This is a genomic window from Leifsonia sp. SIMBA_070 (genome assembly GCF_046534635.1).
GTDB lineage: Bacteria > Actinomycetota > Actinomycetes > Actinomycetales > Microbacteriaceae > Leifsonia.
The window spans coordinates 710,214-733,778 of the sequence record NZ_JAWRYK010000001.1; the positions used below are offsets into that span (position 1 = coordinate 710,214).

The 23,565-nt window shown below is 70.0% G+C and carries 21 protein-coding genes; 12 read left to right on the forward strand and 9 right to left on the reverse strand.

Annotation, left to right across the window (positions count from 1 at the left end):
- From SB754_RS03160 to SB754_RS03180, 5 genes are all read left to right on the forward strand, one after another.
- The gene (locus SB754_RS03160; protein WP_410780902.1) at nt 1-1,500 is read left to right on the forward strand and encodes an ABC transporter substrate-binding protein; all 1,500 of its coding nucleotides are present in this window, start codon (nt 1-3) and stop codon (nt 1,498-1,500) included.
- 85 nt (nt 1,501-1,585) lie between these two features.
- Nucleotides 1,586-2,548 (forward strand): ABC transporter permease, encoded by a 963-nt coding sequence (locus SB754_RS03165; protein ID WP_410780903.1) that lies wholly within the window; start codon nt 1,586-1,588, stop codon nt 2,546-2,548.
- Complete coding sequence (locus SB754_RS03170; protein ID WP_410780904.1) at nt 2,545-3,426, forward strand: ABC transporter permease; 882 nt, start codon at nt 2,545-2,547, stop codon at nt 3,424-3,426. Before SB754_RS03165 ends, SB754_RS03170 begins: the two co-directional genes overlap by 4 nt.
- On the forward strand, nt 3,423-4,259 hold the full coding sequence (locus SB754_RS03175; protein WP_410780905.1) for an ATP-binding cassette domain-containing protein: 837 nt from the start codon (nt 3,423-3,425) through the stop codon (nt 4,257-4,259). The genes SB754_RS03170 and SB754_RS03175 overlap by 4 nt, the downstream gene beginning before the upstream one ends.
- Complete coding sequence (locus SB754_RS03180) at nt 4,256-5,020, forward strand: ABC transporter ATP-binding protein (RefSeq protein WP_410780906.1); 765 nt, start codon at nt 4,256-4,258, stop codon at nt 5,018-5,020. The genes SB754_RS03175 and SB754_RS03180 overlap by 4 nt, the downstream gene beginning before the upstream one ends.
- Before the next feature lie 107 nt (nt 5,021-5,127).
- On the opposite strand, the gene bcp is transcribed toward SB754_RS03180, so the two are convergent.
- Genes bcp through aroA form a run of 3 tightly spaced genes read right to left on the reverse strand, consistent with a single transcriptional unit; the run spans nt 5,128 to nt 8,060 of the window.
- Complete coding sequence (gene bcp / locus SB754_RS03185) at nt 5,128-5,604, reverse strand: thioredoxin-dependent thiol peroxidase (RefSeq protein WP_410780907.1); 477 nt, start codon at nt 5,602-5,604, stop codon at nt 5,128-5,130.
- Between the two features lie 31 nt (nt 5,605-5,635).
- Entirely contained in the window at nt 5,636-6,697 is a 1,062-nt protein-coding gene (gene rsgA / locus SB754_RS03190; RefSeq protein ID WP_410780908.1) for a ribosome small subunit-dependent GTPase A, read from the reverse strand.
- Nucleotides 6,690-8,060, reverse strand: a complete 1,371-nt coding sequence (gene aroA, locus SB754_RS03195) for a 3-phosphoshikimate 1-carboxyvinyltransferase (RefSeq protein WP_410783247.1) — start codon at nt 8,058-8,060, stop codon at nt 6,690-6,692. The genes rsgA and aroA overlap by 8 nt, the downstream gene beginning before the upstream one ends.
- 46 nt (nt 8,061-8,106) lie before the next feature.
- Between aroA and SB754_RS03200 the strand changes: the two genes are divergently transcribed.
- Nucleotides 8,107-8,826: a sigma-70 family RNA polymerase sigma factor gene (locus SB754_RS03200; protein WP_410780909.1), complete on the forward strand. Its 720-nt coding sequence runs from the start codon at nt 8,107-8,109 to the stop codon at nt 8,824-8,826.
- Complete coding sequence (locus tag SB754_RS03205) at nt 8,823-9,068, forward strand: zf-HC2 domain-containing protein (RefSeq protein WP_410780910.1); 246 nt, start codon at nt 8,823-8,825, stop codon at nt 9,066-9,068. Before SB754_RS03200 ends, SB754_RS03205 begins: the two co-directional genes overlap by 4 nt.
- Nucleotides 9,069-9,106: 38 nt before the next feature.
- Here the strand turns inward: SB754_RS03205 and SB754_RS03210 are convergent, their stop codons facing one another.
- Together SB754_RS03210 and SB754_RS03215 are read right to left on the reverse strand one after the other, a co-directional pair.
- Nucleotides 9,107-9,889: a VOC family protein gene (locus tag SB754_RS03210; RefSeq protein ID WP_410780911.1), complete on the reverse strand. Its 783-nt coding sequence runs from the start codon at nt 9,887-9,889 to the stop codon at nt 9,107-9,109.
- 119 nt (nt 9,890-10,008) lie between these two features.
- Nucleotides 10,009-13,869 (reverse strand): multifunctional oxoglutarate decarboxylase/oxoglutarate dehydrogenase thiamine pyrophosphate-binding subunit/dihydrolipoyllysine-residue succinyltransferase subunit, encoded by a 3,861-nt coding sequence (locus tag SB754_RS03215; protein WP_410780912.1) that lies wholly within the window; start codon nt 13,867-13,869, stop codon nt 10,009-10,011.
- A gap of 135 nt (nt 13,870-14,004) precedes the next feature.
- Here SB754_RS03215 and SB754_RS03220 point away from each other — a divergent pair, with 135 nt between their 5' ends.
- Entirely contained in the window at nt 14,005-15,444 is a 1,440-nt protein-coding gene (locus SB754_RS03220) for a GuaB1 family IMP dehydrogenase-related protein (protein WP_410780913.1), read from the forward strand.
- Nucleotides 15,445-15,448: 4 nt separating this feature from the next.
- Here SB754_RS03220 and SB754_RS03225 read toward each other — a convergent pair whose 3' ends face one another.
- Both SB754_RS03225 and SB754_RS03230 read right to left on the reverse strand, forming a co-directional pair.
- Nucleotides 15,449-16,486: a hemolysin family protein gene (locus SB754_RS03225; protein WP_410780914.1), complete on the reverse strand. Its 1,038-nt coding sequence runs from the start codon at nt 16,484-16,486 to the stop codon at nt 15,449-15,451.
- Complete coding sequence (locus SB754_RS03230) at nt 16,479-17,801, reverse strand: hemolysin family protein (protein ID WP_410783248.1); 1,323 nt, start codon at nt 17,799-17,801, stop codon at nt 16,479-16,481. The genes SB754_RS03225 and SB754_RS03230 overlap by 8 nt, the downstream gene beginning before the upstream one ends.
- Nucleotides 17,802-18,076: 275 nt before the next feature.
- Here SB754_RS03230 and SB754_RS03235 point away from each other — a divergent pair, with 275 nt between their 5' ends.
- Entirely contained in the window at nt 18,077-18,616 is a 540-nt protein-coding gene (locus SB754_RS03235) for a hypothetical protein (RefSeq protein ID WP_410780915.1), read from the forward strand.
- Nucleotides 18,617-19,024: 408 nt separating this feature from the next.
- Nucleotides 19,025-19,402, forward strand: coding sequence for a VOC family protein (locus SB754_RS03240; RefSeq protein WP_410780916.1), 378 nt, complete (start codon nt 19,025-19,027; stop codon nt 19,400-19,402).
- A gap of 97 nt (nt 19,403-19,499) precedes the next feature.
- On the opposite strand, the gene SB754_RS03245 is transcribed toward SB754_RS03240, so the two are convergent.
- Nucleotides 19,500-20,573 (reverse strand): NADH:flavin oxidoreductase/NADH oxidase, encoded by a 1,074-nt coding sequence (locus SB754_RS03245; protein ID WP_410780917.1) that lies wholly within the window; start codon nt 20,571-20,573, stop codon nt 19,500-19,502.
- Nucleotides 20,574-20,581: 8 nt separating this feature from the next.
- Nucleotides 20,582-21,199 carry an HAD family hydrolase gene (locus SB754_RS03250; protein WP_410780918.1) on the reverse strand — a complete coding sequence of 206 codons (618 nt, stop codon included), beginning with the start codon at nt 21,197-21,199 and terminating at the stop codon, nt 20,582-20,584.
- Between the two features lie 34 nt (nt 21,200-21,233).
- Between SB754_RS03250 and SB754_RS03255 the strand changes: the two genes are divergently transcribed.
- On the forward strand, nt 21,234-22,130 hold the full coding sequence (locus tag SB754_RS03255) for an NAD(P)H-hydrate dehydratase (protein ID WP_410780919.1): 897 nt from the start codon (nt 21,234-21,236) through the stop codon (nt 22,128-22,130).
- Nucleotides 22,131-22,186: 56 nt separating this feature from the next.
- Nucleotides 22,187-23,527, forward strand: coding sequence for a hypothetical protein (locus tag SB754_RS03260; protein ID WP_410780920.1), 1,341 nt, complete (start codon nt 22,187-22,189; stop codon nt 23,525-23,527).
- Nucleotides 23,528-23,565: the final 38 nt, after the last annotated feature.

Here is a 23,565-nt window from a genome sequence, read left to right on the forward strand (position 1 = left end):
GTGAGAAAGTCTTCCCTGTTCGCGACGCTCGCCGTCGGCCTGGCTTCGGCCCTGGCCCTCGCCGGGTGCGCGGGCGCATCGTCCTCGTCGGCCGGCGGCAGCGACGCGACCATCGCCATCGGCTCGCTCTACGAGCCGGTCAACCTCGACAACACGGCCGGTGGCGGCCAGGGCGTCACCGAGGCGCTGAACGGCAACGTCTACGAGGGCTTGTTCAAGCTCACCGACGACGGCAAGGTCCAGCCGCTGCTCGCGACGAAGTACACCACCAGCGCCGACGGCCTGACCTACACCTTCACACTCCGCGACGGCGTGAAGTTCCACTCCGGCAAGGCCCTGACCAGTGCCGACGTGAAGCGCAGCATCGAGCGGGTGACGGCCGACGACTCCCAGTCCGCCCGAAAGTCGCAGCTCGCGGTCATCAAGAACATCGAGACTCCGGATGACAAGACCGTCACCATCACGCTGTCGTCGCGCTCGATCTCGCTCCCGTACAACTTGAGCTACGTCTGGATCTACGGCCCGGGAACGTCGAACTACAAGACCGCCGAAGACGGCACCGGCCCCTACAAGCTGGGTACGTGGAAGCGCGGCAGCTCGCTCAGTCTCGAGCGCTGGAGCGGCTACTGGGGCGACCAGGCGAAGAACAAAGAGGTCGAGTTCGACTACTTCACGGACGCCTCGGCGCTCTCGAACGCCCTTCAGACGAAGCAGGTCGACATCGTCACCAGCATCCAGAGCCCGGACGCGCTGAGCACGTTCAAGGGCAACAAGGACTACACGATCTCCGACGGCAAGTCGACGACCAAAGAGCTCCTGGCCTTCAACGACAAGGTCGCGCCGTTCAACAACGTCGAGGTGCGCAAGGCGGTCTACTCCGCCATAGACACCAAGAAGCTCCTCAACTCGATCTGGGGCGACTACGGCACACTGATCGGGTCGATGGTCCCGCCGAGCGACCCTTGGTACGAGGACCTCACCAAGGTCAACCCGTACGACGTCAACCTGGCCAAGAAGGAGCTGGCCGAGGCCGGATTCGCGAACGGCTTCAGCTTCACCCTGGACACCCCGACGTACGACCCGCACCCGGCCGTCGCCGAGTTCCTGAAGAGCGAGCTCGCCAAGGTCGGCGTGACGGTGAACATCAACTCCATCTCGGCCGACGAGTGGTACACCAAAGTGTTCAAGAACCACGACTTCACCGCGACGCTGCAGGAGCACGTCAACGACCGCGACGTGGTCTGGTACGGCAACCCGGACTTCTACTGGGGCTACGACAACCCGCAGGTCACGACGTGGGTGAACGAGGCGGAGCAGTCCAGCACGACCGCCGAGCAGACCGCCAAGCTGAAGCTGGTCAACGAGCAGATCGCGAAAGATGCGGCCAGCGCGTGGCTGTACCTGTACCCGCAGATCGTCGTCGCGGACAGCAGCGTCACCGGCTACCCGGTGAACGGGCTGAACTCGCAGTTCTACGCGTACGACATCGTCAAGAAGTAGGGAATCCTCCACACCCCTCGCAGTACTGCACACCTCGATGCTCGGGGAGCCGGCCGGCTCCCCGAGCATTTAACCTGGGATGACCATGGCTTCCTACCTCTTGCGTCGCACCGCGTTCCTCGTGGTGTCGCTGCTGCTCGCCATGGTGGTGCTGTTCTTCCTGCTCCGGGTGCTCCCGGGCGACCCGTCCAACGCGCTGCTGTCGGTCGGCGCCACCAAGGAGCAGATCGCGGCGGCGCAGCGCCAGGTGGGCAGCGATCAGCCGCTGCTGCAGCAGTTCTTCGGCTGGTTCGGGAGCCTGCTGACGCTGAACCTGGGGGAGTCGTTCATCAGCTCCCTGCCGGTCGGCCCGGAGATCGCGGCGCGGCTCTCCGTGACGGTGCCTTTGACGCTGCTCTCCTTCGGTCTCGCGCTCGTCCTCGCCCTCCCTATCGGTTTCATCGCGGCCTGGAAAGCCGACCGCTGGTACGGCGTCGTCCTGTCCGCGTTCTCGCAGCTCGGGATCGCCGTGCCGGTCTTCTGGGTCGGCATCCTCCTCGTCGATGTTTTCGCAATCACGCTGGGCTGGTTCCCGTCCGGCGGCTTCCCGCGCGACGACTGGGAGGATCCGTCGGCGGCGCTCACCTCGCTCGCGCTGCCGGTGGTGACGATCGCGATCGTCATGAGCGCCTCCATCTCGCGGTATGTGCGCAGTGCGACGCTCGACGTGATCGGCAGCGACTACCTGCGGAACGCCCGGGCGCTCGGTTCCGGGTTCACCCGTTCGATGTGGAGGCACGGCGTGCGCAACGGCGCCGTTCCGGTGATCTCCGTTCTCGGCATCGAGCTCGCCACGACCTTCCTCGGCGCGGTCGTCGTCGAGAGCGTCTTCACTCTGCCGGGCCTCGGGAGCATGCTCCTGAAGGCGATCGAGCAGCACGACTACCCGAACATCCAGGGCATCCTGTTCGTCTCGACGCTGCTGGTCCTGATCGTCGGCTTCCTCGCCGACATCGCCCAGCGGCTCGTCGACCCGCGCCTTCGCCGCAGCATCTCGGGCAACGCATGAGCGCGATCGTCGAGCAGGCCGTCGAAGCGGCGGCGCCGGAGCCGGGGGAGCAGACGCGGAGGCGCGCGCGCCGGTCCGTCACGCTGGGGATCGGGCTCACCCTCGTCGGCCTGGTGGTCGTCGTGGCGGTCGTCTCGTTCTTCTGGCTGCCCTACGCGCAGTCCGACACCTCCGGCACCCGGCTGGAGCAGCCGAGCGCCGCGCACTGGCTCGGAACGGACCGCTTCGGCCGCGACCTGCTCACCCAGCTGATGATTGGGGCGCGGATCGCCCTGGCCGTGGGCCTCGGATCGGTGGCGATCGGCGCGGTCGTCGGCATCACTCTCGGCCTTCTGGCCGCCTTCGCCACGAAGTGGCTCGACGACACCCTCTCGGCCGTGCTCGACATCCTGATCGCCTTCCCGACGCTGCTGCTGGCCATGCTCATCGTGGCGGCGCAGGGAGCCTCGCTGGGCACGGCGATCGTCGCGATCGGTCTCGCCATGTCCGCCGTCGTCGCCCGGCTGACCCGCGTGCTCGCCAAGCGTGTGCTCGCGCAGCAGTATGTGACCGCGGCGCGCACGTCGGGGACCACGTGGCCGGGGATCATCCTGCGCCACATCCTTCCGAACATCTGGCCGACCCTCAGCGTGAACCTGGCCCTGCAGTTCGGCGTCGCGGTGCTCGCGGAGGCGAGCCTGTCGTACCTCGGCCTCGGCGCCCCGCCCCCGAACGCGTCCTGGGGACGGCTGCTGCAGGAGGCTCAGGGCACCGTCTCCACGGCGCCGGCGGGGGCCATCGCTCCCGGTGTTGCGCTCGTAGTGCTCGTGATCGGCGTGAACCTGGTCGCCGACGGGCTGCGCGATGTCGCCGACCCGACGAGGAGGAGGTCGCGATGAGCCCGTCGACGCACCCGGGCCCGCCCGCCGAACCGGACGAGGCCGTCGTCATCGACGTTGAGGGCCTGTCCATCGCAACCCGCGACGGCGCGTCGCTCGTGCAGGACGTCTCGTTCCGGATCGCCGCGGGCGAGCGCCTGAGCCTCATCGGCGAGTCCGGGTCGGGCAAGTCGCTGACGTCGTTCGCCCTGACCGGGCTGCTTCCGGACGGCCTGACCGCCGCAGGCAGCGTCCTCCTCGACGGAGTCCAAGTGATCGGGGCACGCGAGCGCGACCTGGTCCCGCTGCGCGGTCGCGTCGCGTCGACGGTGTTCCAGGAGCCGATGACCGCGCTCGATCCGTTGATGCGGCTCGGCCGACAGGTCGCAGAACCGCTGCGGCGGCATCTGGGGCTGCGCGGCGACGCGCTTCAGCGGGCGGTGCTCGACGCGCTCGCCGAGGTCGGCCTCCCGGAGCCCGAGCGCATCGCGCGCGCCTACTCATGGGAGATCTCGGGCGGCCAGCGCCAGCGTGTCGCGATCGCCGCGGCCCTGGCCTGCCGCCCGCGTCTGCTGATCGCCGACGAGCCGACCACTGCGCTCGACGTCACCGTGCAGGCCGACGTCCTGTCGCTCTTGGAGCGGCTGGTGGGTGAGCGCGGGATGTCGCTCCTGTTCGTGAGCCACGACCTCGCCGTGGTGTCGCGAATGGCCGAGCGCGCCCTGGTGCTGCGCGGCGGCCGGGTGGTCGAGCGGGGCACGATCGAGCAGCTCCTCCGGACGCCCAGGGATCCGTACACGGCGGAGCTCGTCCGGAGCGCCCGCGAGCTGGATTCCGCACTGGAGGTGCGATGACCGCCATTCTGGAACTGCGGGACGCCGGCTTCCGCTACCGACGTGCCCAGGCGCCGGCGCTCCACGGAGTGTCCTTCTCGATCGAGAGCGGACGCAGTGTCGGCCTCGTAGGCGAGTCCGGCGCAGGCAAGACGACGGCCCTGTCGCTCCTCCTCGGCCTGTCCCGTCCGACCAGCGGCGCCGTCCTGTTCGACAGCAAGCCCCTGGATGCGCGTGATCGGGAACAGGTCCGCCGGTTCCGCCGCAGCGTTCAGCCGGTCTTCCAGGACCCGTACTCGTCGCTCGACCCGCGGCAGAGCGTCGGGCGCATCGTGGGGGAGCCGCTCGCCTCCCTCCGCGTGGCCTCCGGCGCCGATGCCCGCGACCGCGTCGCCCGTGCCCTGGAGGCGGTGGCCCTGCCCGCGGACGCCGCAGGCCGGTACCCGCACGAGTTCTCCGGCGGACAGCGGCAGCGCATCGCGATCGCGCGTGCCATCGTGTCACGCCCGCGCGTGCTGTTGGCGGACGAGCCCGTCAGCGCCCTCGACGTGACCACGCGCATCCAGATCATCGACCTCCTGGGCGAGCTCGCGGCAGCGGAGGGCATGACCGTCGTCATGGTGTCCCACGACCTGGGTGTGGTCGCGGCACTCTGCGCCGAGACCGTGGTGCTGCAGGGCGGCCGCGTCGTCGAGCAGGGGGCGACGCGAGACGTACTCGGGGCGCCGCAGGACCCCTACACGCGGCGACTCCTCGCGTCCGTCCCCCGGCTCCCGGCCTGACCCGCCCCGGAGCCCGCGGCCGCCGAGTGGTGAGTAGATGTCGCAACTCGGCGCGAATAGGAGCAACGACTCACCACTCAAGGCTGGGAGGGGGGAGAGGGGTGCGGCTAGGCGTCGATGGCTAGCTTCTTGCGGAGCGACGCGACGTGACCGGTCGCCTTCACGTTGTAGAGCGGGAGCCGGAGCGAGCCGTCGGGGTCGACGACGAAGGTGGAGCGGATGACGCCCTCCACGGTCTTGCCGTACAGCTTCTTCTCGCCGTACGCGCCGTACGCCTTGTGCACCGCGAGGTCTTCGTCGGAGAGCAGCGGGAAGTTGAGGCCCTCCTGCTCCTGGAACTCCTTGTTCGTCGCGGGCACGTCCTTCGAGATGCCGATCACCCGGTAGCCGGCCGACTTCAGCGAGTTGAGGTTGTCGCGGAAGTCGCACGCCTCCGTCGTGCACCCGGGCGTCATCGCCGCCGGGTAGAAGTACACGATCACGTTGTCGCCGGCGAAGTCGCCGAGCGAGACCGTGTCGCCGTCCTGGTCCGTCAGGCTGAACGCGGGAGCCTGCTCGCCCGCTTCGAGTCGCACATCCGTCATAGGGCCATTCTTGCAGCGAACGGGAGCGCCGTCAGCGCGCGAACGTCTCCAGCAGCCGCTGCAGCGAGTCGAGCCGCGCGCGGCCCGCTTCACCCAGCCGGCCCTCCTGGACCGCTTCGATGATCGCGCAGTCGGGGGCGTCGGGCAGGTGGGTGCAGCCGCGGGGGCAGTCCTCGGCGAGCTCTGCGAGGTCGGTGAAGGCCTTGAGGATGCTGTCGGTGTTCACATGGCCGAGACCGAACGACCGAACGCCCGGGGTGTCGATCACCCAGCCGTGGCGGCCCGCTTCGTCCTCCACCCGCAGCGACACGGTCGACGACGACGTGTGGCGGCCGCGACCCGTCACCTCGTTGACGCGCCCGATCGCGCGTTTGGCGCCCGGCACCAGGGCGTTCACCAGCGTCGACTTGCCGACCCCGGAGTGGCCGACGACGACGGTGTCGTGGCCGATCAGGGCGTCACGGATGTCGTGCACCGGGATGTTGTCCTGCCGGCTGGTGAAGACGGGCAGGTCGAGCCCGGCGAAGTTGGAGAGGAACGGCGCCGGGTCGGCGAGGTCCGTCTTGGTCACGCAGAGCATCGGCTCGATCCCCGCGTCGTACGCTGCGACGAGGTAGCGGTCCACCAGCCGGGTCCGAGGCTCGGGATTCGCGGCGGCGACCACGATGAGCATCTGGTCGGCGTTGGCGACGATCACGCGCTCGACCTCGTCGGTGTCGTCCGCGCTGCGGCGGAGGAGGGTGGTCCGGGGCTCGATCCGGACGATCCGGGCCAGCGTGCCCTCCTCGCCGGTCGTGTCGCCGACGACCGCGACCCTGTCTCCGTTCACGATCGGATTGCGTCTCAACTCGCTCGCGCGCGCCGCCGTGATCTGCTGCTCCTCGTCGGTGCCTTCACCGAGGAGCACGGTGTAGCGGCCGCGGTCGACGCCGAGCACCCGGGCGATGCGCGCGTCCGCATGCTCGGGCCGGGTCTTGGTGCGCGGGCGGTTGCCCTTCGGGTTCGGGCGGGACCTGATGGTCGACTCGTCGTAGAGGTCGAGCTCGTCGTCCTCGTCGCCGTCCGCCCACCAGGGCCCCGTGCCGTCAGTCACCGAGTTCCGAACGGTCGTGCAGCATACGGGTCCAGAGCTCGGTGAACTGGGGGAGGGTCTTCGCCGTCGTGGCCACGTTCTCGATCTCGACCCCCGGGACCGCGAGACCGACGATGGCGCCGGCCGTCGCCATCCGGTGGTCTTCGTAGCTGCGCCAGACGCCGCCGTGCAGCGGGCGCGGCTCGATCCTCAGTCCGTCCTCGAGCTCCGTCACCGCACCGCCTAGACCGTTGATCTCGGCGGCCAGCGCGGCCAGGCGGTCGGTCTCGTGGTGACGGATGTGCCCGATGCCGGTGATCTCGCTCGGTCCGTCGGCCAGTGCCGCGATCGCGACGAGCGCCGGAGCGAGCTCACCGCCGGTGGTCAGGTCGAGCGTCACGGCGTTCGGGCGCTCGGGCCCGGTCACGGTCAGGCGGTCGCCGTCCCGGGTGACCGTCGCGCCGAAGAGCGGGAGGAGGTCGGCCAGGTCGGCTCCGACCTGCGTCGTCGCCGCGGGCCATCCCGTGATCGTGACGGTGCCGCCGGTGACCACCGCGGCGGCCAGGAACGGCGCAGCGTTGGAGAGGTCGGGTTCGATGTCGACGTCGCGGGCGGCGATGGGGCCCGGCGCGACGATCCAGTGCCCGACCTCCGGCGACTCCACCGTCACTCCGCGCTCCGCGAGGGCGGCGATCGTCATCTCGATGTGGGGGAGGCTGGGAAGCCGCTCGCCGGAGTGCGTCAGGTCGAGACCGTTCTCGAACCGGGAGGCGGAGAGCAGCAGAGCGCTGACGAACTGGCTGGAGCTGGACGCATCCACCTCGACGGCGCCGCCCGTGACGATGCCCGTCCCGTGCACGGTGAACGGCAGGGAGCCGCGGCCGTCGTCGTTCACGTCCACACCGAGCGCCCGCAGCGCGGCGATGATGGCGCCCATCGGCCGGCCGCGTGCGGAGTCGTCAGCGTCGAACATGGTCGGGCCGAGCGCAAGACCGGCGATCGGCGGCACGAACCGCATGACCGTCCCGGCCTGCCCGCACTCGATGGTGGTGCTGCCGAGGAGCTCGTCGGCGGGGGTGATCAGGAGATCGGCCCCGAAACCTCCGGACCCCGGCCGCTCCTCCACGCCGACGCCCAGCGACCGCAGCGCCTCGGCCATATTCGCGGTGTCGCGCGAGTGCAGCGGGGCGCGCAGCAGCGACGGGCCGTCGGCCAGCGCCGAGAGCACCAGCTCCCGGGCGGTCAGCGACTTGGACCCGGGCAGCGACACGGTCGCCGTGACGGGGCCGTCGGCGAACGGCGCCGGCCACAGCGTGTTCGGCTCATCCGAGCGGTTGTCGCCGTACGGGTCGAAGTCTGGGGCGGAATATTTCGAGATCAGCATTGTTGTCAAGATTATCCGTGTTCCCGCCACCAGGAAGGATCAGTCCATGGCCGCCACCGCCGTGCTCGACGCCCCACGCGTCGCCACCCGCCGGTCGGCCGTCGACGCATCCCGCCGGGGCGCAGTGCGTGCGGCGGAACTAGACTGGCCGGTGATGAGCACCGAAACCGAGGATACGGGCCACCTCTTCGAGGAGCAGGCCCTGCCCTTCATGGATCAGCTGTACGCGGCTGCCCTGCGCATGACCAGGAACCCGTCCGATGCGCAGGACCTCGTGCAAGAGACCTTCGTGAAGGCGTACGCGGCCTTCGGCCAATTCCAGCAGGGGACCAACCTGAAGGCGTGGCTGTACCGCATCCTCACCAACACCTTCATCAACACGTACCGCAAGAAGCAGCGCGAGCCCTACCAGGGGACGATCGACGAGCTCGAGGACTGGCAGCTCGGAGGCGCGGAATCCATGTCCTCGTCCTCCAGCCGTTCCGCCGAGGCCGAAGCGATCGACCACCTGCCGGACAGCGCCGTCAAGGACGCGCTGCAGGCCATCCCGGAAGACTTCCGGCTGGCCGTGTACCTCGCCGATGTCGAAGGTTTCTCGTACCAGGAGATCGCCGACATCATGAAGACCCCGATCGGCACCGTGATGAGCCGCCTGCATCGCGGCCGTCGCATGCTGCGGGAGCTTCTGACCGACTACGCGCACGAGCGCGGGCTCTCCGCCGTTCAGGGAGACCGGGCCGTGCAGACCCCCAGGAGCAAGAGATGACCGACTGCGGATGCGAGAAGGCGAAAGCCGAACTCGAGGAGTACCTGCGCAACGAACTGTGCAGCGAGGATGCTGCCGACGTGCGCGAGCACCTGGCGAATTGCGCCGGCTGCTCCGATGAGGCCCACCTGAGCGTCGTGCTGACCGAGGTTGTGCAGCGGGCGTGCAAAGAGACCGCGCCCGAGACGCTGCGCACCGAGGTGCTGCTGCGGATCCGCTCCTTCCAGGCGACCGCCCACTAGGCGGGTCCGGCCAGAGGTCGAGGGGTCGGGAGGTCGGGCTAAGCCGCGCTTCCCGAGCCGACCTCGTGGAGGAAGAAGAGCCCGCCGAGCGGGTCGGTGACCTGCGCGAAGCGGCCGAACTCGCTGTCCCAGGGGTCGCGGACGACCGTGCCGCCCAGCTCGACGACGCGTTGGGATGCCGCCGCAGCGTCGGCGACTCCGAAGTAGATCACCCAGTGCGAGGGGACGCCCTCCGGGAGCATCCCGTTCGCGTCGTACACACCGCCGCTCGGGGATGCGGGGTCGCCGAAGGTCGAGTAGCGGAAGTCGGCGGTGTCGCCGAGGACCTGCGTCCTCCAGCCGAAGACATTCGTGTAGAAGGCGATCTGGGCCGGGAAGTCGCGCGCGTACAGCTCGTGCCAGGCCGGCGCTCCCGTCTCCGCCACGAGTTCGAAGCCGCGGTGCTGCTCCGGATCCCAGACACCGACCACCGCGCCGCCCGGATCCGCGACCACGGCCATCCTGCCCTGGTCCCCGACGGTCATGGCGGGCGCGATGACCTGCGCGCCCGCCTGCAGGGCGGCCTTCTCGACCGCGTCGGCGTCCTCCACCAGCAGGTAGGTCAGCCAGCTGTCGCCCTGCTGGCCGCCCATCACGGGCCCGAGACCGGCCACGGCGCGACCGTCGCGGCGAAAGGTCACGTAGCCGCCGTACTCCTCGCCCGCGGCGTCCGCGGTCCAGCCGAACAGGCTCGTGTAGAAGTCGCGGGCGCCGGGCACGTCGGTGCTCGCGTAGTCGACCCAGCAGGGCTCTCCGAGGCGGTGGTTCGTCACGACGGTCATGCGCTCACGCTACGCCGCGGCGGCGGTTACGTGAGTGCGGCGTGCCGTCACGACTGCGGCCGCGCGACGCACCGCAGTTGTGACGCAATGCCGCAGTCGTGACGCGACGCCGCTGCCCGCTACAGGGTCAGCGCGCGCTGGATGAGGACCGACTGCTCCTGCGCATGGCGCTTCGCGGAACCGGCCGCCGGGGAGGCCGACGGTGGACGCGAGACGACGCCGAGCGGGCGCGGGCCCAGCTTGGAGGTCTCCAGGATCATGTACGGCCAGGCGCCCTGGTTCTCCGGCTCATCCTGCACCCACACCAGCTCGGCGTTGGGGTAGGAGTCGACGGCCGCCTTCAGCTCGGCCGCGGGGAGCGGGTAGTACTGCTCCACGCGCACCAGGGCGATCTCCGGGTTCGGGTTCTTCTCGAGCTCGTTGAGGAGGTCGTAGTAGAGCTTTCCGGCCAGCAGGAGGACGCGCTTCACGGAGTTCTTGTCGGTGATCCGCTTGTCGTCGATCACCGGCTCGAAGCGGCCGTGCGTGAAGTCCTCGACGTTGCTCGCAGCACCGCGCAGCCGCAGCATCGCCTTCGGGGTGAAGACGACGAGCGGGCGCCGCGGGCGGGCGTACGCCTGGCGGCGCAGCAGGTGGAAGTACGACGCCGGGGTGGACGGACGGGCGACGGTCATGTTGTTCTCGGCGCACATCTGGAGGTAACGCTCGATGCGGGCGCTGGAATGGTCCGGCCCCTGGCCCTCGTAGCCGTGGGGGAGGAGCAGCACCAGCGACGACCGCTGGCCCCACTTCTGCTCGGCGGACGAGATGAACTCGTCGACGATGGTCTGGGCGCCGTTGGCGAAGTCGCCGAACTGGGCCTCCCAGAGCACCAGCGCGTCCGCGCGCTCGACCGAGTACCCGTACTCGAAGCCCATCGCGGCGTACTCGCTCAGCAGCGAGTCGTAGATCCAGAACTTGGCCTGGTTGTCGCTGAGGTTCGCGAGCGGCAGCCACTCCTGGCCGTTGACCCGGTCGTGGAGCACGGCGTGGCGCTGGACGAACGTCCCGCGGCGCGCGTCCTGCCCGGCGAGGCGCACCGGGGTGCCCTCGACCAGCAGCGTCCCGAGGGCCAGCAGCTCGCCGAAGCCCCAGTCGATCCCGCCGTTGCGGCTCATCTCGCTGCGCTTGTTGAGCAGCTGCTGCAGCTTCGGGTGGACGGTGAACCCGGCCGGCGGGTTGTTGAACGCGTCGCCGATCATGTGGATGACCTGCTCGCTGACCGCCGTGGTCTCCGGCTCCCCGACGTTGTCGTCGTTCTGGTGCGGCTGCTCCAGGTCGCCGGAATCGCCCGGGGTGAGGATGGGCGTCGAGTTGGTCTGCGCCGCGTGCGTCTCCATGAACGCGCGCTCCAGGCGGTCCTGGAAGTCGCGGTGCGCCTGCTCGTACTCCTCTTCTGTGATGTCGCCGCGGCCCACGAGCGCCTCGGTGTAGAGGCGGCGGACCGAGCGCTTGGCCTCGATCAGGCTGTACATCAGCGGCTGCGTCATCGAGGGGTCGTCGCCCTCGTTGTGCCCGCGGCGGCGGTAGCAGACGAGATCGATCACGACGTCGCGCTTGAACTCCTGGCGGTACGCGAAGGCGATCTCCGCGACGCGGACCACGGCCTCCGGGTCGTCGCCGTTCACGTGGAAGATCGGCGCCTGGATCGTCTTCGCGACATCGGTGGAGTACACCGAGCTGCGGCCTTCGCCGGGAGGCGTGGTGAAGCCGACCTGGTTGTTGATGTTGACGTGGATGGTGCCGCCGGTGCGGTAGGCCCGCAGCTGCGACATCTGCATCTGCTCGACGACGATGCCCTGTCCGGCCATGGCGGCGTCGCCGTGGATGAGGATCGGGAGCGTCAGGAACGTACCGGCCGGGCGACGGTCCTGCTTGGCCCGGACGATGCCCTCGAGGACGCCGTCCACGGCCTCCAGGTGCGACGGGTTCGCGGCGAGATACACCGCGATCTCCTCGCCGCCGGCGCCCTTGAAGGTGCCCTCGGTGCCGAGGTGGTACTTGACGTCGCCGGAGCCCTGCACGGTGCGCGGGTCCTGCGTGCCCTCGAACTCGCGGAAGATCTGGCCGTAGGTCTTGCCCGCGATGTTGGTCAGCACGTTGAGGCGGCCGCGGTGCGCCATGCCGATGGCGACCTCGTCCATCCCCGCCTCGGCGGCGCCCTGCAGGATCGAGTCGAGCAGCGCTATGGTGGACTCGCCGCCCTCCAGGCTGAAGCGCTTCTGGCCGACGTACTTGGTCTGCAGGAAGGTCTCGAACGCCTCCGCCTCGTTGAGCTTGCCGAGGATGCGCAGCTGCTCGTCGTGGGTCGGCTTCTCGTACGGGCGCTCCAGCTTGTCCTGGAACCACTTGCGCTGCGCCGGGTCCTGGATGTGCATGTACTCGATGCCCACGGTGCGGCAGTACGAGTCGCGGAGCACGCCGAGGATGTCGCGCAGCTTCATCTTGCGCTTGTCGCCGCCGAACTGGCCGGTGACGAACTCGCGGTCGAGGTCCCAGAAGGTGAGCCCGTGGTTCTCGATCTCGAGGTCCGGGTGCGAGCGCTGCTTGTACTCGAGCGGGTCGATGTCGGCCATCAGGTGGCCGCGGACGCGGAACGAGTTGATCAGCTCCTGGACGCGGGCCGTCTTGTCGACGGCGCTGGCCAGGTCGACGCTGATGTCCGGGTTCCAGTGGATCGGCATGTACGGGATGCGCAGCTCGGCGAAGATGTCCTCGTAGAAGTTGCGCTTGCCGATCAGCATCTCGTGCACGATCTTCAGGAACTCGCCGGAGCCGGCGCCCTGGATGACGCGGTGGTCGTAGGTGCTGGTGAGCGTGATGGTTTTGCCGATGGCGAGGCCGGCCAGCGTCTTCTCGCTGGAGCCCTGGAACTCGGCCGGGTACTCGAGCGCGCCGGCGCCGATGATCGCGCCCTGGCCCTTCATCAGGCGGGGGACCGAGTGCACGGTGCCGATGCCGCCCGGGTTGGTCAGCGAGATGGTGGTGCCGGCGAAGTCGGCCGCCGTCAGCTTGTTGCTGCGGGCCTTGGTCACGAGCTCTTCGTAGGCGGAGAGGTAGTCGCCGAAGCGCATCGTGTCGGCGCGCTTGATGCTGGGGACGAGAAGGGCACGGGTGCCGTCGGGCTTCGGGAGGTCGATCGCGATGCCGAGGTTGATGTGCGCAGGCGCTACGACCGACGGCTTGCCGTCGACCTCCTCGTAGAAGACGTTCTGGCTCGGGAACTCCTTGAGCGCCTGGATGAGCGCCCACCCGATGAGGTGCGTGAAGGAGACCTTGCCGCCACGGGCGCGCTTCAGGTGGTTGTTGATGACGATGCGGTTGTCGATCATCAGCTTGGCCGGGATGGTGCGGACGCTGGTCGCCGTCGGAACGGTGAGCGACGCATCCATGTTGCTGGCCAGCGACTTGGACATGCCGCGGAGCGGCGTCACCTTGTCTTCTTCAGCCGCCTCGACGGTGGCGTTCGGTGCGGTGACCGGTGCGTCGGCGGGAACCGGCTGCGGCTTCGGCGCGACCGACGTGGTGCGCGCGACGGGCTGCTGGCCGATCACGGGGATGGGCGTGGTGACGGGCTTCGGCTCGTTCGGGTGGGGAGCGGGAGCGCCGCCCGCCGGTGCGGCCGGTGTCGTCGGCTCGGAGGGGGTGGGCGCGGTCGGTTCCGCGGGGCTGGGAGCGGTGGGCTCCGCCGGGGTCGGCACCGTCGGCTCGGACGGGGTGGGGGCGGGGGTCTCGCTCGGCGACGGCGCCTCGCTCGGAGACGGAGTCGAGTCGTCGGCCACGGCCGGGTGGTAGTTCTCGAGGATCGGCCACCAGGACTTGTCGACCGAATTCTTGTCCTGGATGAACTGCTCGTACAGTTCGTCCACGAGCCACTCGTTGGCTCCGAATTCGCCCGAGGAACCGTCTTCGGTGCCCACTCCGGTCAATTGGCTCGACACAGCCGATCGCCCACTCTCTCCATCGATTTCGTACCGATCGGACGGCTGCAGGCCGCCCGCTTCATCCGATCATCAAGCCTAATCCCATCGGCGCTCCGGTGCGGGCGACGAGCCTGGCGGGATACCGTTAATCCCATGCAGTTCTATGGAACGTCGCCCCGTCACGACCTCACCTACTCCGACGTGTTCCTCGTGCCGTCGCGCTCGAACGTCACGAGCCGGCTGGACGTGTCCCTCGCCCCGAACGACGGGACCGGCGCGACCATACCGGTCGTCTCCGCGAACATGAACTCGGTGACGGGCAAGCGGCTCGCCGCGACGCTCGCCCGCCGGGGCGGGCTCGGCGTCCTCCCGCAGGACATGCACCTGCAGGACCTGGACGAGGCGATCCGCTGGGTGAAGGCGCAGCCGGTCGCGTTCGACACTCCGTACGACGCGCGTCCGGAGGAGTCGGTGGCCGACGTGCTGCGGCGAATCCCCGCAGTGGAGGGTCACGGCATCGTGGTCAGCGACGGCGGCGGCGCCTACCTGGGCTGCCTGGCCGCCGTCCAGCTGGGCTCCGCCCTCCCGGACGCCCGGATCGGCGACCTCCTGCACGGCGCTCTGACCTCCCTCGACGCGGAGGACCTGACCGACGGCAAGGCGGCCTTCCAGGTGATGGATGCGGCCGGCCTCGAATTCGCGCCGGTGCTGCGCCACGGCCGCGTGGTCGGGACGCTGTCGAAGCGCAGCGCCCTGCGCTCCACCATCTACACCCCGGCGCTCGATGCGCACGGACGCCTGCGTGTGGCCGCGGCCGTCGGCATCAACGGCGACGTCGCGGGCAAGGCGAAGGCGCTCGCCGCGGCCGGCGTCGACGTTCTCGTCATCGACACCGCCCACGGCGACCAGGACGGCATGATCCGCGCCATCCGCATCGTCAAGGAGCTCGGTCTGGGACTGCCGATCGTCGCGGGGAACGTCGTCACGGAGCAGGCGGTGCGCGACCTCGTCGCCGCAGGCGCCGACATCCTGAAGGTGGGCGTGGGCCCTGGCGCGATGTGCACCACGCGCATGATGACGGCCGTGGGCCGTCCGCAGTTCTCGGCCGTACTCGAGACGAGCGCCGCAGCACGTGAGCTCGGGGCGCACGTCTGGGCGGACGGCGGCGTGCGCTACCCGCGCGACGTCGCCCTGGCGCTCGCCGCCGGCGGCGCCTCCGTGATGATCGGCTCCTGGTTCGCGGGGACGATCGAGGCGCCGGGCCAGCTCGACCGCGACGCGAAGGGCGGCCTGTTCAAGGAGAGCTGGGGCATGGCCTCCACCAAGGCGGTCAAGGGCCGCTTCGAGCGGCTGGACGCCTACGAGCTGGCCCGCAAGGAGCTCTTCGCGGAGGGCATCTCCAGCTCGCGCATCTACCTCGACCCGCTGCGGCCCTCGGTCGAGGACCTGATCGACATGATCACCACCGGTGTGCGCAGCTCGTTCACGTACGCGGGCGCGCGGTCGCTGCCGGAGTTCCACGAGCGCGCGCTGGTCGGCATCCAGTCGGCGGCGGGCTACGAGGAGGGCAAGGCGCTGCCCGTCAGCTGGTAGCCGGTCAGGAGCGCCGGGTGGCGTCCTGGACCTCGCCGACGAGCTCCTCGATGATGTCCTCGAGGAACAGCACCCCCGCCGTCGCGCCCTCCCCGTCGACCACGCGCGCCAGGTGGCTGCCGGAGCGGCGCATCGTCGCCAGCGCGTCCTCCAGGTCGCTGCCCGAGAACACGGTCACCAGACGCCGGATGCGCTTCGCGGGGACCGGCAGCTCGAAGCCGGTCTCCTCCAGGTCGAGCACGTCCTTCAGGTGCAGGTAGCCGGTCGGCTCTCCGTCGGCGTCCGGCACGACGTAGCGGCTGAAGCCATGCTTGGCGACCGCCTTCTCGACGTCCGCCGGGGTGGGCGACGACGGGAGGGTGACCAGGGCATCCAGGGCCACCGCCACATCCCGGACCTTCTTCTCGGTGAACTCGAACGCGGCCGTGAGGGCGCCGGTGCGGTCGGTGAGCACACCCTCCCGGGTCGACTGCGACACGATCGTCGCCACCTCGTCGAGGGTGAAGGTGCTGGCCGCCTCGTCTTTCGGCTCCACCCGGAACAGGCGGAGCACCGCGTTCGCGCTCGCGTTCAGCGCCACGATGATCGGCCGGACCGCGCGCCCGATGCCGACCAGGGGCGGAGCGAGCAGCAGCGCGGCCTTGTCGGGCATCGAGAAGGAGATGTTCTTCGGCACCATCTCGCCGAACACCACGTGCAGGAACGAGACGACGATCAGCGCGACGATGAAGGCGATCGTGCCGATGACCTCCTCGGACCACCCGGTGGCGTGCAGCGGCACCTCGAGGAGGTGGTGGATGGCCGGCTCCGACACGTTCAGGATGAGCAGCGAGCAGACGGTGATGCCGAGCTGGGTGGTCGCCAGCATCAGGGTGGCGTGCTCCATCGCGAACAGTGCCGTCTTTGCGCTTCGCTTGCCGCGCTCGGCGAGCGGCTCGATCTGCGAGCGGCGAGCGGAGATCACGGCGAACTCGGCGCCGACGAAGAAGGCGTTGACCGCGAGCAGCACGACCAGCCAGGCGATTCCGGCCCAGTCACTCATGGGCGGCCCCCTCTCCGTTCGCCGTCTCTGCCACCGTCACCGGGTCGGGTGTGTAGCGGATCCGGTCGACGCGGCGGCCGTCGAGGCGCTCGACGCGGAGCGTCCCGCCCTCGATCGGGACCTCGTCGCCCACCTTCGGCAGCCTCCCGAGCTCGTTCATCACGAAGCCGGCCACGGTCTCGTACGGGCCCTCCTCCGGGACGGTCACCCCGGCCCGCTCCTCCAGCTCGTCGGGGCGAAGGATGCCGGGGAAGGTGATCGAGTCCCGGCCGCGGATCACGCCAGCGCGGGTGCGGTCGTGCTCGTCCGCGACCTCGCCGACGATCTCCTCGACCAGGTCCTCCAGCGTGGCGATGCCGGAGGTGCCGCCGTACTCGTCGACCACGATGGCGAGCTGGTAGCCGCGGGCGCGCAGCTCGCCGAGCAGCGTGTCGAGCCCCATCGTCTCCGGGACGCGCAGCGGGTCGGTCATCAGGGCGGACACCGGCACGCGCGACCGGCGCTGCCTCGGCACGGCGACGGCCTGCTTGACGTGGACGACACCGAGCACGTCGTCGATGTCGTCGCCGATCACCGGGAACCGCGAATAGCCGGTCCGCCGGGCGAGGTCGCTGACCGCGTGGGCCGGGTCGGTGCGCTGCACCGCCTCGATGCGGGGGCGCGGCGTCATGACGTCGGAGGCGGTGCGGGACGAGAAGGCGAGCGTGCGGCTGAGCAGGGTCGCGGTGTCCTCCTCCAGCACGCCGGCGCTCGCCGAGCGGCGCACCAGCGACGACAGCTCGTCCGCGGTGCGGGCGCCGGACAGCTCCTCCTTCGGCTCGATCCCGAGCAGCCGGAGGAACCCGTTCGCGGTGCCGTTGAGCACGGCGACGAACGGGCGGAACACCGCCGTGAAGACGGTCTGGACCGGGATGACGAGCTTGGCCGTCGCCAGCGGAAGCGCTAGCGCGAAGTTCTTGGGGACCAGTTCGCCGAGGATCATCGACAGCAGCGTCGCGACGGCGATGGCCACGATGGAGGCGATGGGCACGACGGCGCCCTCCGGCAGCCCGGTCGCCGTGAGCGGTCCGCGCAGCAGGGAGCTGATGGCCGGCTCCATGGTGTAACCGGTGAGCAGCGTGGTCAGGGTGATGCCGAGCTGCGCACTGGACAAGTGCGTCGAAGTGATCTTCAGCGCCGCGATGGTCATCGTCAGCCGGGACTCGCCGCGGTCACGACGCGCCTCCAGGTCACCGCGATCCAGGTTGACCAGCGCGAACTCGCTGGCGACGAAGAGGCCGGTGCCGACCGTGAGCAGGAGGCCGACCGCGAGCATGATCCACTCAGAGAGCACGGCGTTCACCTCGCACGCTCCGCCAGCGGGCGCACCGTGAGAATGGGCTACGAGAGGGAGGGTCGTCCATGTGCCCGCAAGTATATCGAGGCGGAGAGCGACGCCTGCGGGAGTTCTCAGGCGGATTCCCAGGTGGGGTCGGCGCCGAAATTCTCGGGTCGAATTCTCGGGTCGAAATTCTCAGCGACGTGATGACCGCGTCATAGGGGCCGGACAGGGCGACGGCGCATCCTCGCTCCCGAACCGAGAGGAACGATATGAGCGCCACCACCCCCGACGTCCCGCCCTACCAGGCCGGCCCGGCGGCGGCCGGGAGGCCCGCGCCGCAGCCCGCGCCGCAGTCCGCGCCGCAGCCGGCGCCGCAGCCCGCGCCGCAGCCCGCGCCGCAGCCGGCGCCGCAGCCCGCGCCGCAGTCCGCGCCGCAGCCCGCGTACGCGCAGCCGCCGCAGGGCGCGTGGCAGCAGCCGCAGCAGACCTGGCAGTCGCCGGGTGCGGCGTCGCGTCAGGAGCGTTCGGACCGCGGGAGCATCCTTCGTCGCTGGCCGACCTGGGCGCAGAACACCGCGCTCATCGTGGGCGCGGTCGCAGTTCTCGTGGTCGTGTTCTTCGCCGGCTTCTTCACCGCCCACGCGACGGACGGCGCCGGCGGCGGATTCGGCACCGGGCAGAACGTCGGCCCGCGCCAGTTCGGCGGCCAGGGAGACTACGGCGGCTTCGGCGGCCAGGGCTCGCAGGGCGGGACCGGCTCGGACGGCTCGGGCACCCAGTCGGGCGGCACGAGCGGCAACGGTTCCTGAATTCAGGAGATCATCGTCGTGCTCCGGCCGTCTGAACCCTGGAGGTCTTGCCGTGATCGGCCCGTCCTGAATTCAGGAGATTGCAGTGCGGAGCCGCTCCCAGGTCCTGAATACGGGACCAGCAGTGCGTCCGGGGCCGAATCTCCTGAAAACAGGATCACCCGCTAGTCGAACCTCCTGAAAACAGGACCGTCGCTGGCCGGGTCTCCTGAGAACAGGAGCTGCCGTGGTCGCCGGCATCAGGTGGTCCCGACATGCCGTTACCCCAAGGGCGTAACGGCATGTCGGGACGAGTAGATGGGCGACCGGGGCGGGTGCGGAGGCGACGGCTCCTAGAACGAGGATTCCAGTCGTCCCGGGGAGGGCGGCGGCGCGTAACATGCGGCCCGGATGAAAGAAGGAATCCTCATGTTGGAGTCGTATGTGACGTACTCCGTCCTTCCTGCTTCCGACCTGCAGCGGGCCACCACGTGGTACCGCGACAAGCTGGAACTCGAACCGGAGCAGACCGTCGAGGGCGGTGCCCTCTACAGCACCGGAACCCAGTCGAAGATCTACGTGTACGAGACCGGGAACGCCGGAACCGCCCAGAACACCGCGATGTGCTGGCTGGTGCCGGACATCGAGGCGACCATGGCGCACCTGAGGGAACGGGGGGTCCAGTTCGCCGACTACGACTTCCCCGGCCTGAAGACCGAGAACGGGATCGCGACCGACAGCATGGGCAGGTCGGCGTGGTTCCAGGACAGCGAGGGCAACTACCTCTGCCTGACCCAGCAGACCTGACCCGGACCCGCCGGGCCCGCGGGGCCCGCCGGACACCCCGGACACCCCGGACACCCCGGACGACCCGGACGACCGCAGCAGCCGAGCGCGGCCCCGCTCAGCGGCGCCAGCGCGCCCGGACGTACTGCGGCGGCCAGTAACCGATCTCGACGCCGAGCTCGTGCGCGGCGCGCAGGGGGAAGTGCGGGTCGCGGAGGAGTTCGCGCGCCAGCATGACCGCGTCCGCCTGCCCGCTCTCCACGATCTCCGCCGCCTGCTGCGGCGTCGTGATCAGGCCGACCGCGCTCACGTCGACGTCGGAGGTGCTGCGCACGTGGTGCGCGAACGGGACCTGGTAGCCCGGCTCGACGGGGACGCGGATGCCGGCCTGGATGCCGCCGCTGGAGATGTCGAAGAAGTCGGCTCCCGCCTCCTGCGCCCAGGTGGCGACGGTGGCGGTCTGGTGCTCGTCCCAGCCTCCCTCGGCCCAGTCGCTCGCCGAGAAGCGGACGAACAGCGGAGCCTCGGGCGCCTCCTCGCGGACGGCGGCGATGACGCGAAGCAGCAGCCGTGACCGGTTCTCGAGCGAGCCGCCGTACTCGTCGGTGCGCTGGTTGGAGATCGGGGACAGGAACTGGTGCAGCAGGTAGCCGTGCGCGGCGTGGAGCTCGAGCACGCGGAAACCGGCCTCGATCGACCGGCGGGTGGCGGAGCGGAAGTCGTCGACGACCTTGTCGATGCCGGCAGCATCCAGCTTTGCTGGAACGTCGTACCCGTCGAAGGCGACCGCGGACGGCGCGACCGTCCGCCACCCGCCCTCGGACTCCGGAACGGTGCCGGTGCCGCCGGTCAGCCCCCAGGTGGACGCCTTCCGGCCCGCGTGGGCGAGCTGGATGCCCGGGACCGCGCCCTGCTCGTCGATGAACGCGGTGATCGGCTTCCACGCGTCGCGCTGCTCGTCGGTCCAGATGCCGGTGTCCTCCGGGCTGATGCGGCCCTCCGGACTCACCGCCGTCGCCTCACTGAAGACGATGCCGCTTCCGCCGACCGCGAACCCGCCGAGGTGGACCAGGTGCCAGGTGTTCGGGATGCCGGACCGGTCGAAGACCGAGTACTGGCACATCGGCGAGGTCCAGATGCGGTTGCGCACGGTGACGCCGCGCAGGGTCAGGGGATCGAAAAGAGTAGGCATGCTCCTATCTAAGACTGCAGACCTTCCAGATATGCCCGGAGGTCCTTCGGAGTCGTGAAGACGTGTCCGGCGATGCCGAGGGCTTCTGCGCCGCGCACGTTGGCCTCCTTGTTGTCGATGAAGACCGTCTGCTCAGGCGTCACGCCGAGCTCGGCCATCACGTGCTCGAAGATGTCCGGGCTCGGCTTGATCGTGCCGAGTTCGCCGCTGACGAAGACCTTCTCGAACAGGTCGCCGAGCGTGCCGTGCCGGAAGTAGGACCCGAAGTCGCGGCCGGCGTTCGAGAGCAGCGCCAGCCGGGTGCCGCCCGCTTTCAGGTCGAGCAGCACCTGGAGGGTGTCGTGGTCGATGCTGAGCCAGCTGCGGAAGTCGGCCAGCCAGAGCCGGTGGATGGTCGCGTCGCCCCAGCTCTCGCCCAGCTCCCGTTCGATGCCGCGCCAGTACGACTGGATGCTGAGCGTGCCCTGGTCGAGCGCATCACGGTGCCGCCAGTAGGCGGGCCAGAACACCTCCGCGTCGCCGCCCGCCAGCTCGGCCAGCACCGCACGGTCCTCCTGCGTCGGGGTCGTCGAGATGACCTCGCCGTAGTCGAACACGATCACCTTGCCGGGGATGCCGATCGCCATGCTCTCAACCTATCGTGAGGTCCGGAGGGGTTCTATGGACGATGAGGGAGTGGAGGCGCCGGTGACGGGATGGCAGGGCTGGGACGAGCGGGACGCCGTGGCGTGGATCGCGGTGCCCCAGGAGTCGAGCGACAAGTACTCGCGCGGTGTGCTCGGTGTGGTCATCGGCTCCGACCGCTACCCGGGGGCCGCCGTGCTGGGCGTCGAGGGCGCGTCGCGCACGGGTGTTGGGATGATCCGCTACCTCGGCGCCGACCGCCCCAGCGACCTCGTGATGCGACGCCGTCCTGAGATCGTCACAGCGCCCGGCCGCGTGCAGGCGTGGCTGATCGGTTCGGGCATGGACCCGTCCTCCCGCCCGGACGACGACGCGCAGCGACTGCGGGCGGCCCTCCACGACGGCGTGCCGCTGGTGATCGACGCAGGCGCGCTCGACCTGGTCGGGCGCGCGGCGGGGCCGGTCATCGTCACGCCGCACTTCCGCGAGCTCGCCGGGATGCTGGCCGCGGGCGCAGACGACGACTCCGACGCGGTGACGGCCGACGACATCGCCGCCGATCCTGCGGACTGGGCGATGCGCGCGGCCGACAGCCTCGGTGTGACCGTGCTCCTCAAAGGGCACACGACGTACGTCGCCGCGCCAGGCGGTCCGCGGTACGCCGTGACGGCAGGGCCGGCGTGGCTGGCGACCGCCGGCAGCGGCGACGTGCTCGGCGGCGTGCTCGGCGCCCTGGTGGCGACGCACGCCCGCGAGATCGACGAGGACGGCCACGCGGCGCTCGCCGCCCTCGGCGCGACGGCCGCGTGGGTGCACGGCCGGGCCGGGGAGCGGGCCGCGGCCGGCGGCCCGATCGTCGCGCTCGACATCGTGGGCGCGCTCCCTGGTGTCGTCCGGGACGTCATCCTGACCGTCGCCGACGCGGCCGGCTGACCGCTGATGGCCGCAGTTCAGGACCCCGCCCACGGCATCCCCTAGGATGTGGCCTCATGGGGATGGAAGCGGCGCCGATTCCCGTCCCGGCGACCCCACGGGCAGAACCGGGAGCGCTCCGCCGGGCCGTCCACAGCCCGCTCACCCTGTGGATCGGCTTCCTCCTCGTCCACCTGATCATCAGCGGTCTGGCGCTCGACCAGGGCAAGGGTCTCGGCGACGTCTTCCTCGTCTACAAGCCGTGGGCGCAACTGGCCGCGCAGGGGACCCAGATCGTCGGGGTGAACTCCGACTGGGTGTACCCGTTCGGGGCGATCGTCCCCATCATGCTGCCGTTGCTGTTCGGCGCCGACGGCTACGTCTGGGCCTGGCTCAACATGGTGCTGCTGCTCAACGCCGCCGCCTTCGCCGTGCTCATCGTGGGCCGGGAGCCTCGGCGCATGATCGCCGCCTGGTGGTGGCTGGGCTTCCTGCTGCTCCTCGGCCCGATCGCCGTGGGGCGGCTGGATGCGGTCTCCGCGTCGCTGGCGATCGTCGGGCTGCTCTGGCTGACGCTGCACGAGCGCGCGGCCGTCGTCGTGCTCACCGCGGCCACCTGGATCAAGGTGTGGCCCGCCGCCATCCTGCTGGCCGCCGTCGTGGCCTTGCGCTCGCGGCGGCACATCATCCTGGTCGCCGTCGTCACCTCGGCCATCATCGTGGCGGTCCCGCTGATCTTCGGGGCCGGGTGGCACGTCCTCAGCTTCATCACCATGCAGACCGATCGCGGCCTGCAGATCGAGGCTCCGATCAGCACGATCTGGATGTGGCAGGCGGCCTTCCACGTGCCGGGCGCGGAGGTCTACTACGACGGCCGGCTGCTCACCTTCCAGGTGAGCGGGCAGGGGACGGAGGCGGCGGGCTCGCTGATGAACCCGCTGTTCGCCGTGACGGCGGTCGTCGTGACGCTGATCGGGGTCCGGGCGCTCCGGCGTGGGACGCCGTACACGCGGATCCTGCCGGAGCTGTCGCTCGCGCTGGTGACGGCGTTCATCGCGTTCAACAAGGTGGGCTCGCCGCAGTACGTCGTCTGGCTGGCTGCACCGGTCGTGATCGGCCTGGCGTACCAGGGTCGCGGCTTCCGGACACCCGCCGTGCTCGTGCTCGTGACCGCCGGGCTGACGCAACTGCTCTATCCCTTCCTGTACGACTGGCTGCTGGTACCCGATCCGGCGATGGTGGCCGTGCTGACGGTGCGCAACCTGATGTATTTCGTGATCCTGGGCTGGACCATCGCCGCGCTGTGGCGACGCAGGCACCGTCAGGAGGCGGCGGGCGACCTCGTCCCCGCGCACGCCTGGCCGTTCCGGTCGGAGCCCGGCGCGCACGCGGAACCGATCGGCGGCGCTCCGCGCTGACCGACGCTGACCGGCGGCGTAGCGTGGGTTCCGCGGTC

What these genes read in the sequence shown, in the direction of transcription:
- SB754_RS03220 (WP_410780913.1), top strand. Translation starts at nt 14,005, where the DNA reads ATGCAGTTCTATGGAACGTCGCCCCGTCACGACCTCACCTACTCCGAC.
- SB754_RS03200 (WP_410780909.1), top strand. Translation starts at nt 8,107, where the DNA reads ATGGCCGCCACCGCCGTGCTCGACGCCCCACGCGTCGCCACCCGCCGG.
- SB754_RS03205 (WP_410780910.1), top strand. Translation starts at nt 8,823, where the DNA reads ATGACCGACTGCGGATGCGAGAAGGCGAAAGCCGAACTCGAGGAGTAC.
- SB754_RS03235 (WP_410780915.1), top strand. Translation starts at nt 18,077, where the DNA reads ATGAGCGCCACCACCCCCGACGTCCCGCCCTACCAGGCCGGCCCGGCG.
- aroA (WP_410783247.1), bottom strand. Translation starts at nt 8,060, where the DNA reads ATGCTGATCTCGAAATATTCCGCCCCAGACTTCGACCCGTACGGCGAC.
- SB754_RS03240 (WP_410780916.1), top strand. Translation starts at nt 19,025, where the DNA reads ATGTTGGAGTCGTATGTGACGTACTCCGTCCTTCCTGCTTCCGACCTG.
- SB754_RS03250 (WP_410780918.1), bottom strand. Translation starts at nt 21,199, where the DNA reads ATGGCGATCGGCATCCCCGGCAAGGTGATCGTGTTCGACTACGGCGAG.
- SB754_RS03175 (WP_410780905.1), top strand. Translation starts at nt 3,423, where the DNA reads ATGAGCCCGTCGACGCACCCGGGCCCGCCCGCCGAACCGGACGAGGCC.
- SB754_RS03260 (WP_410780920.1), top strand. Translation starts at nt 22,187, where the DNA reads ATGGGGATGGAAGCGGCGCCGATTCCCGTCCCGGCGACCCCACGGGCA.
- bcp (WP_410780907.1), bottom strand. Translation starts at nt 5,604, where the DNA reads ATGACGGATGTGCGACTCGAAGCGGGCGAGCAGGCTCCCGCGTTCAGC.
- SB754_RS03170 (WP_410780904.1), top strand. Translation starts at nt 2,545, where the DNA reads ATGAGCGCGATCGTCGAGCAGGCCGTCGAAGCGGCGGCGCCGGAGCCG.
- SB754_RS03230 (WP_410783248.1), bottom strand. Translation starts at nt 17,801, where the DNA reads ATGCTCGCGGTCGGCCTCCTGCTCACGGTCGGCACCGGCCTCTTCGTC.
- SB754_RS03225 (WP_410780914.1), bottom strand. Translation starts at nt 16,486, where the DNA reads ATGAGTGACTGGGCCGGAATCGCCTGGCTGGTCGTGCTGCTCGCGGTC.
- SB754_RS03255 (WP_410780919.1), top strand. Translation starts at nt 21,234, where the DNA reads ATGGACGATGAGGGAGTGGAGGCGCCGGTGACGGGATGGCAGGGCTGG.
- SB754_RS03180 (WP_410780906.1), top strand. Translation starts at nt 4,256, where the DNA reads ATGACCGCCATTCTGGAACTGCGGGACGCCGGCTTCCGCTACCGACGT.
- SB754_RS03165 (WP_410780903.1), top strand. Translation starts at nt 1,586, where the DNA reads ATGGCTTCCTACCTCTTGCGTCGCACCGCGTTCCTCGTGGTGTCGCTG.
- SB754_RS03210 (WP_410780911.1), bottom strand. Translation starts at nt 9,889, where the DNA reads ATGACCGTCGTGACGAACCACCGCCTCGGAGAGCCCTGCTGGGTCGAC.
- SB754_RS03245 (WP_410780917.1), bottom strand. Translation starts at nt 20,573, where the DNA reads ATGCCTACTCTTTTCGATCCCCTGACCCTGCGCGGCGTCACCGTGCGC.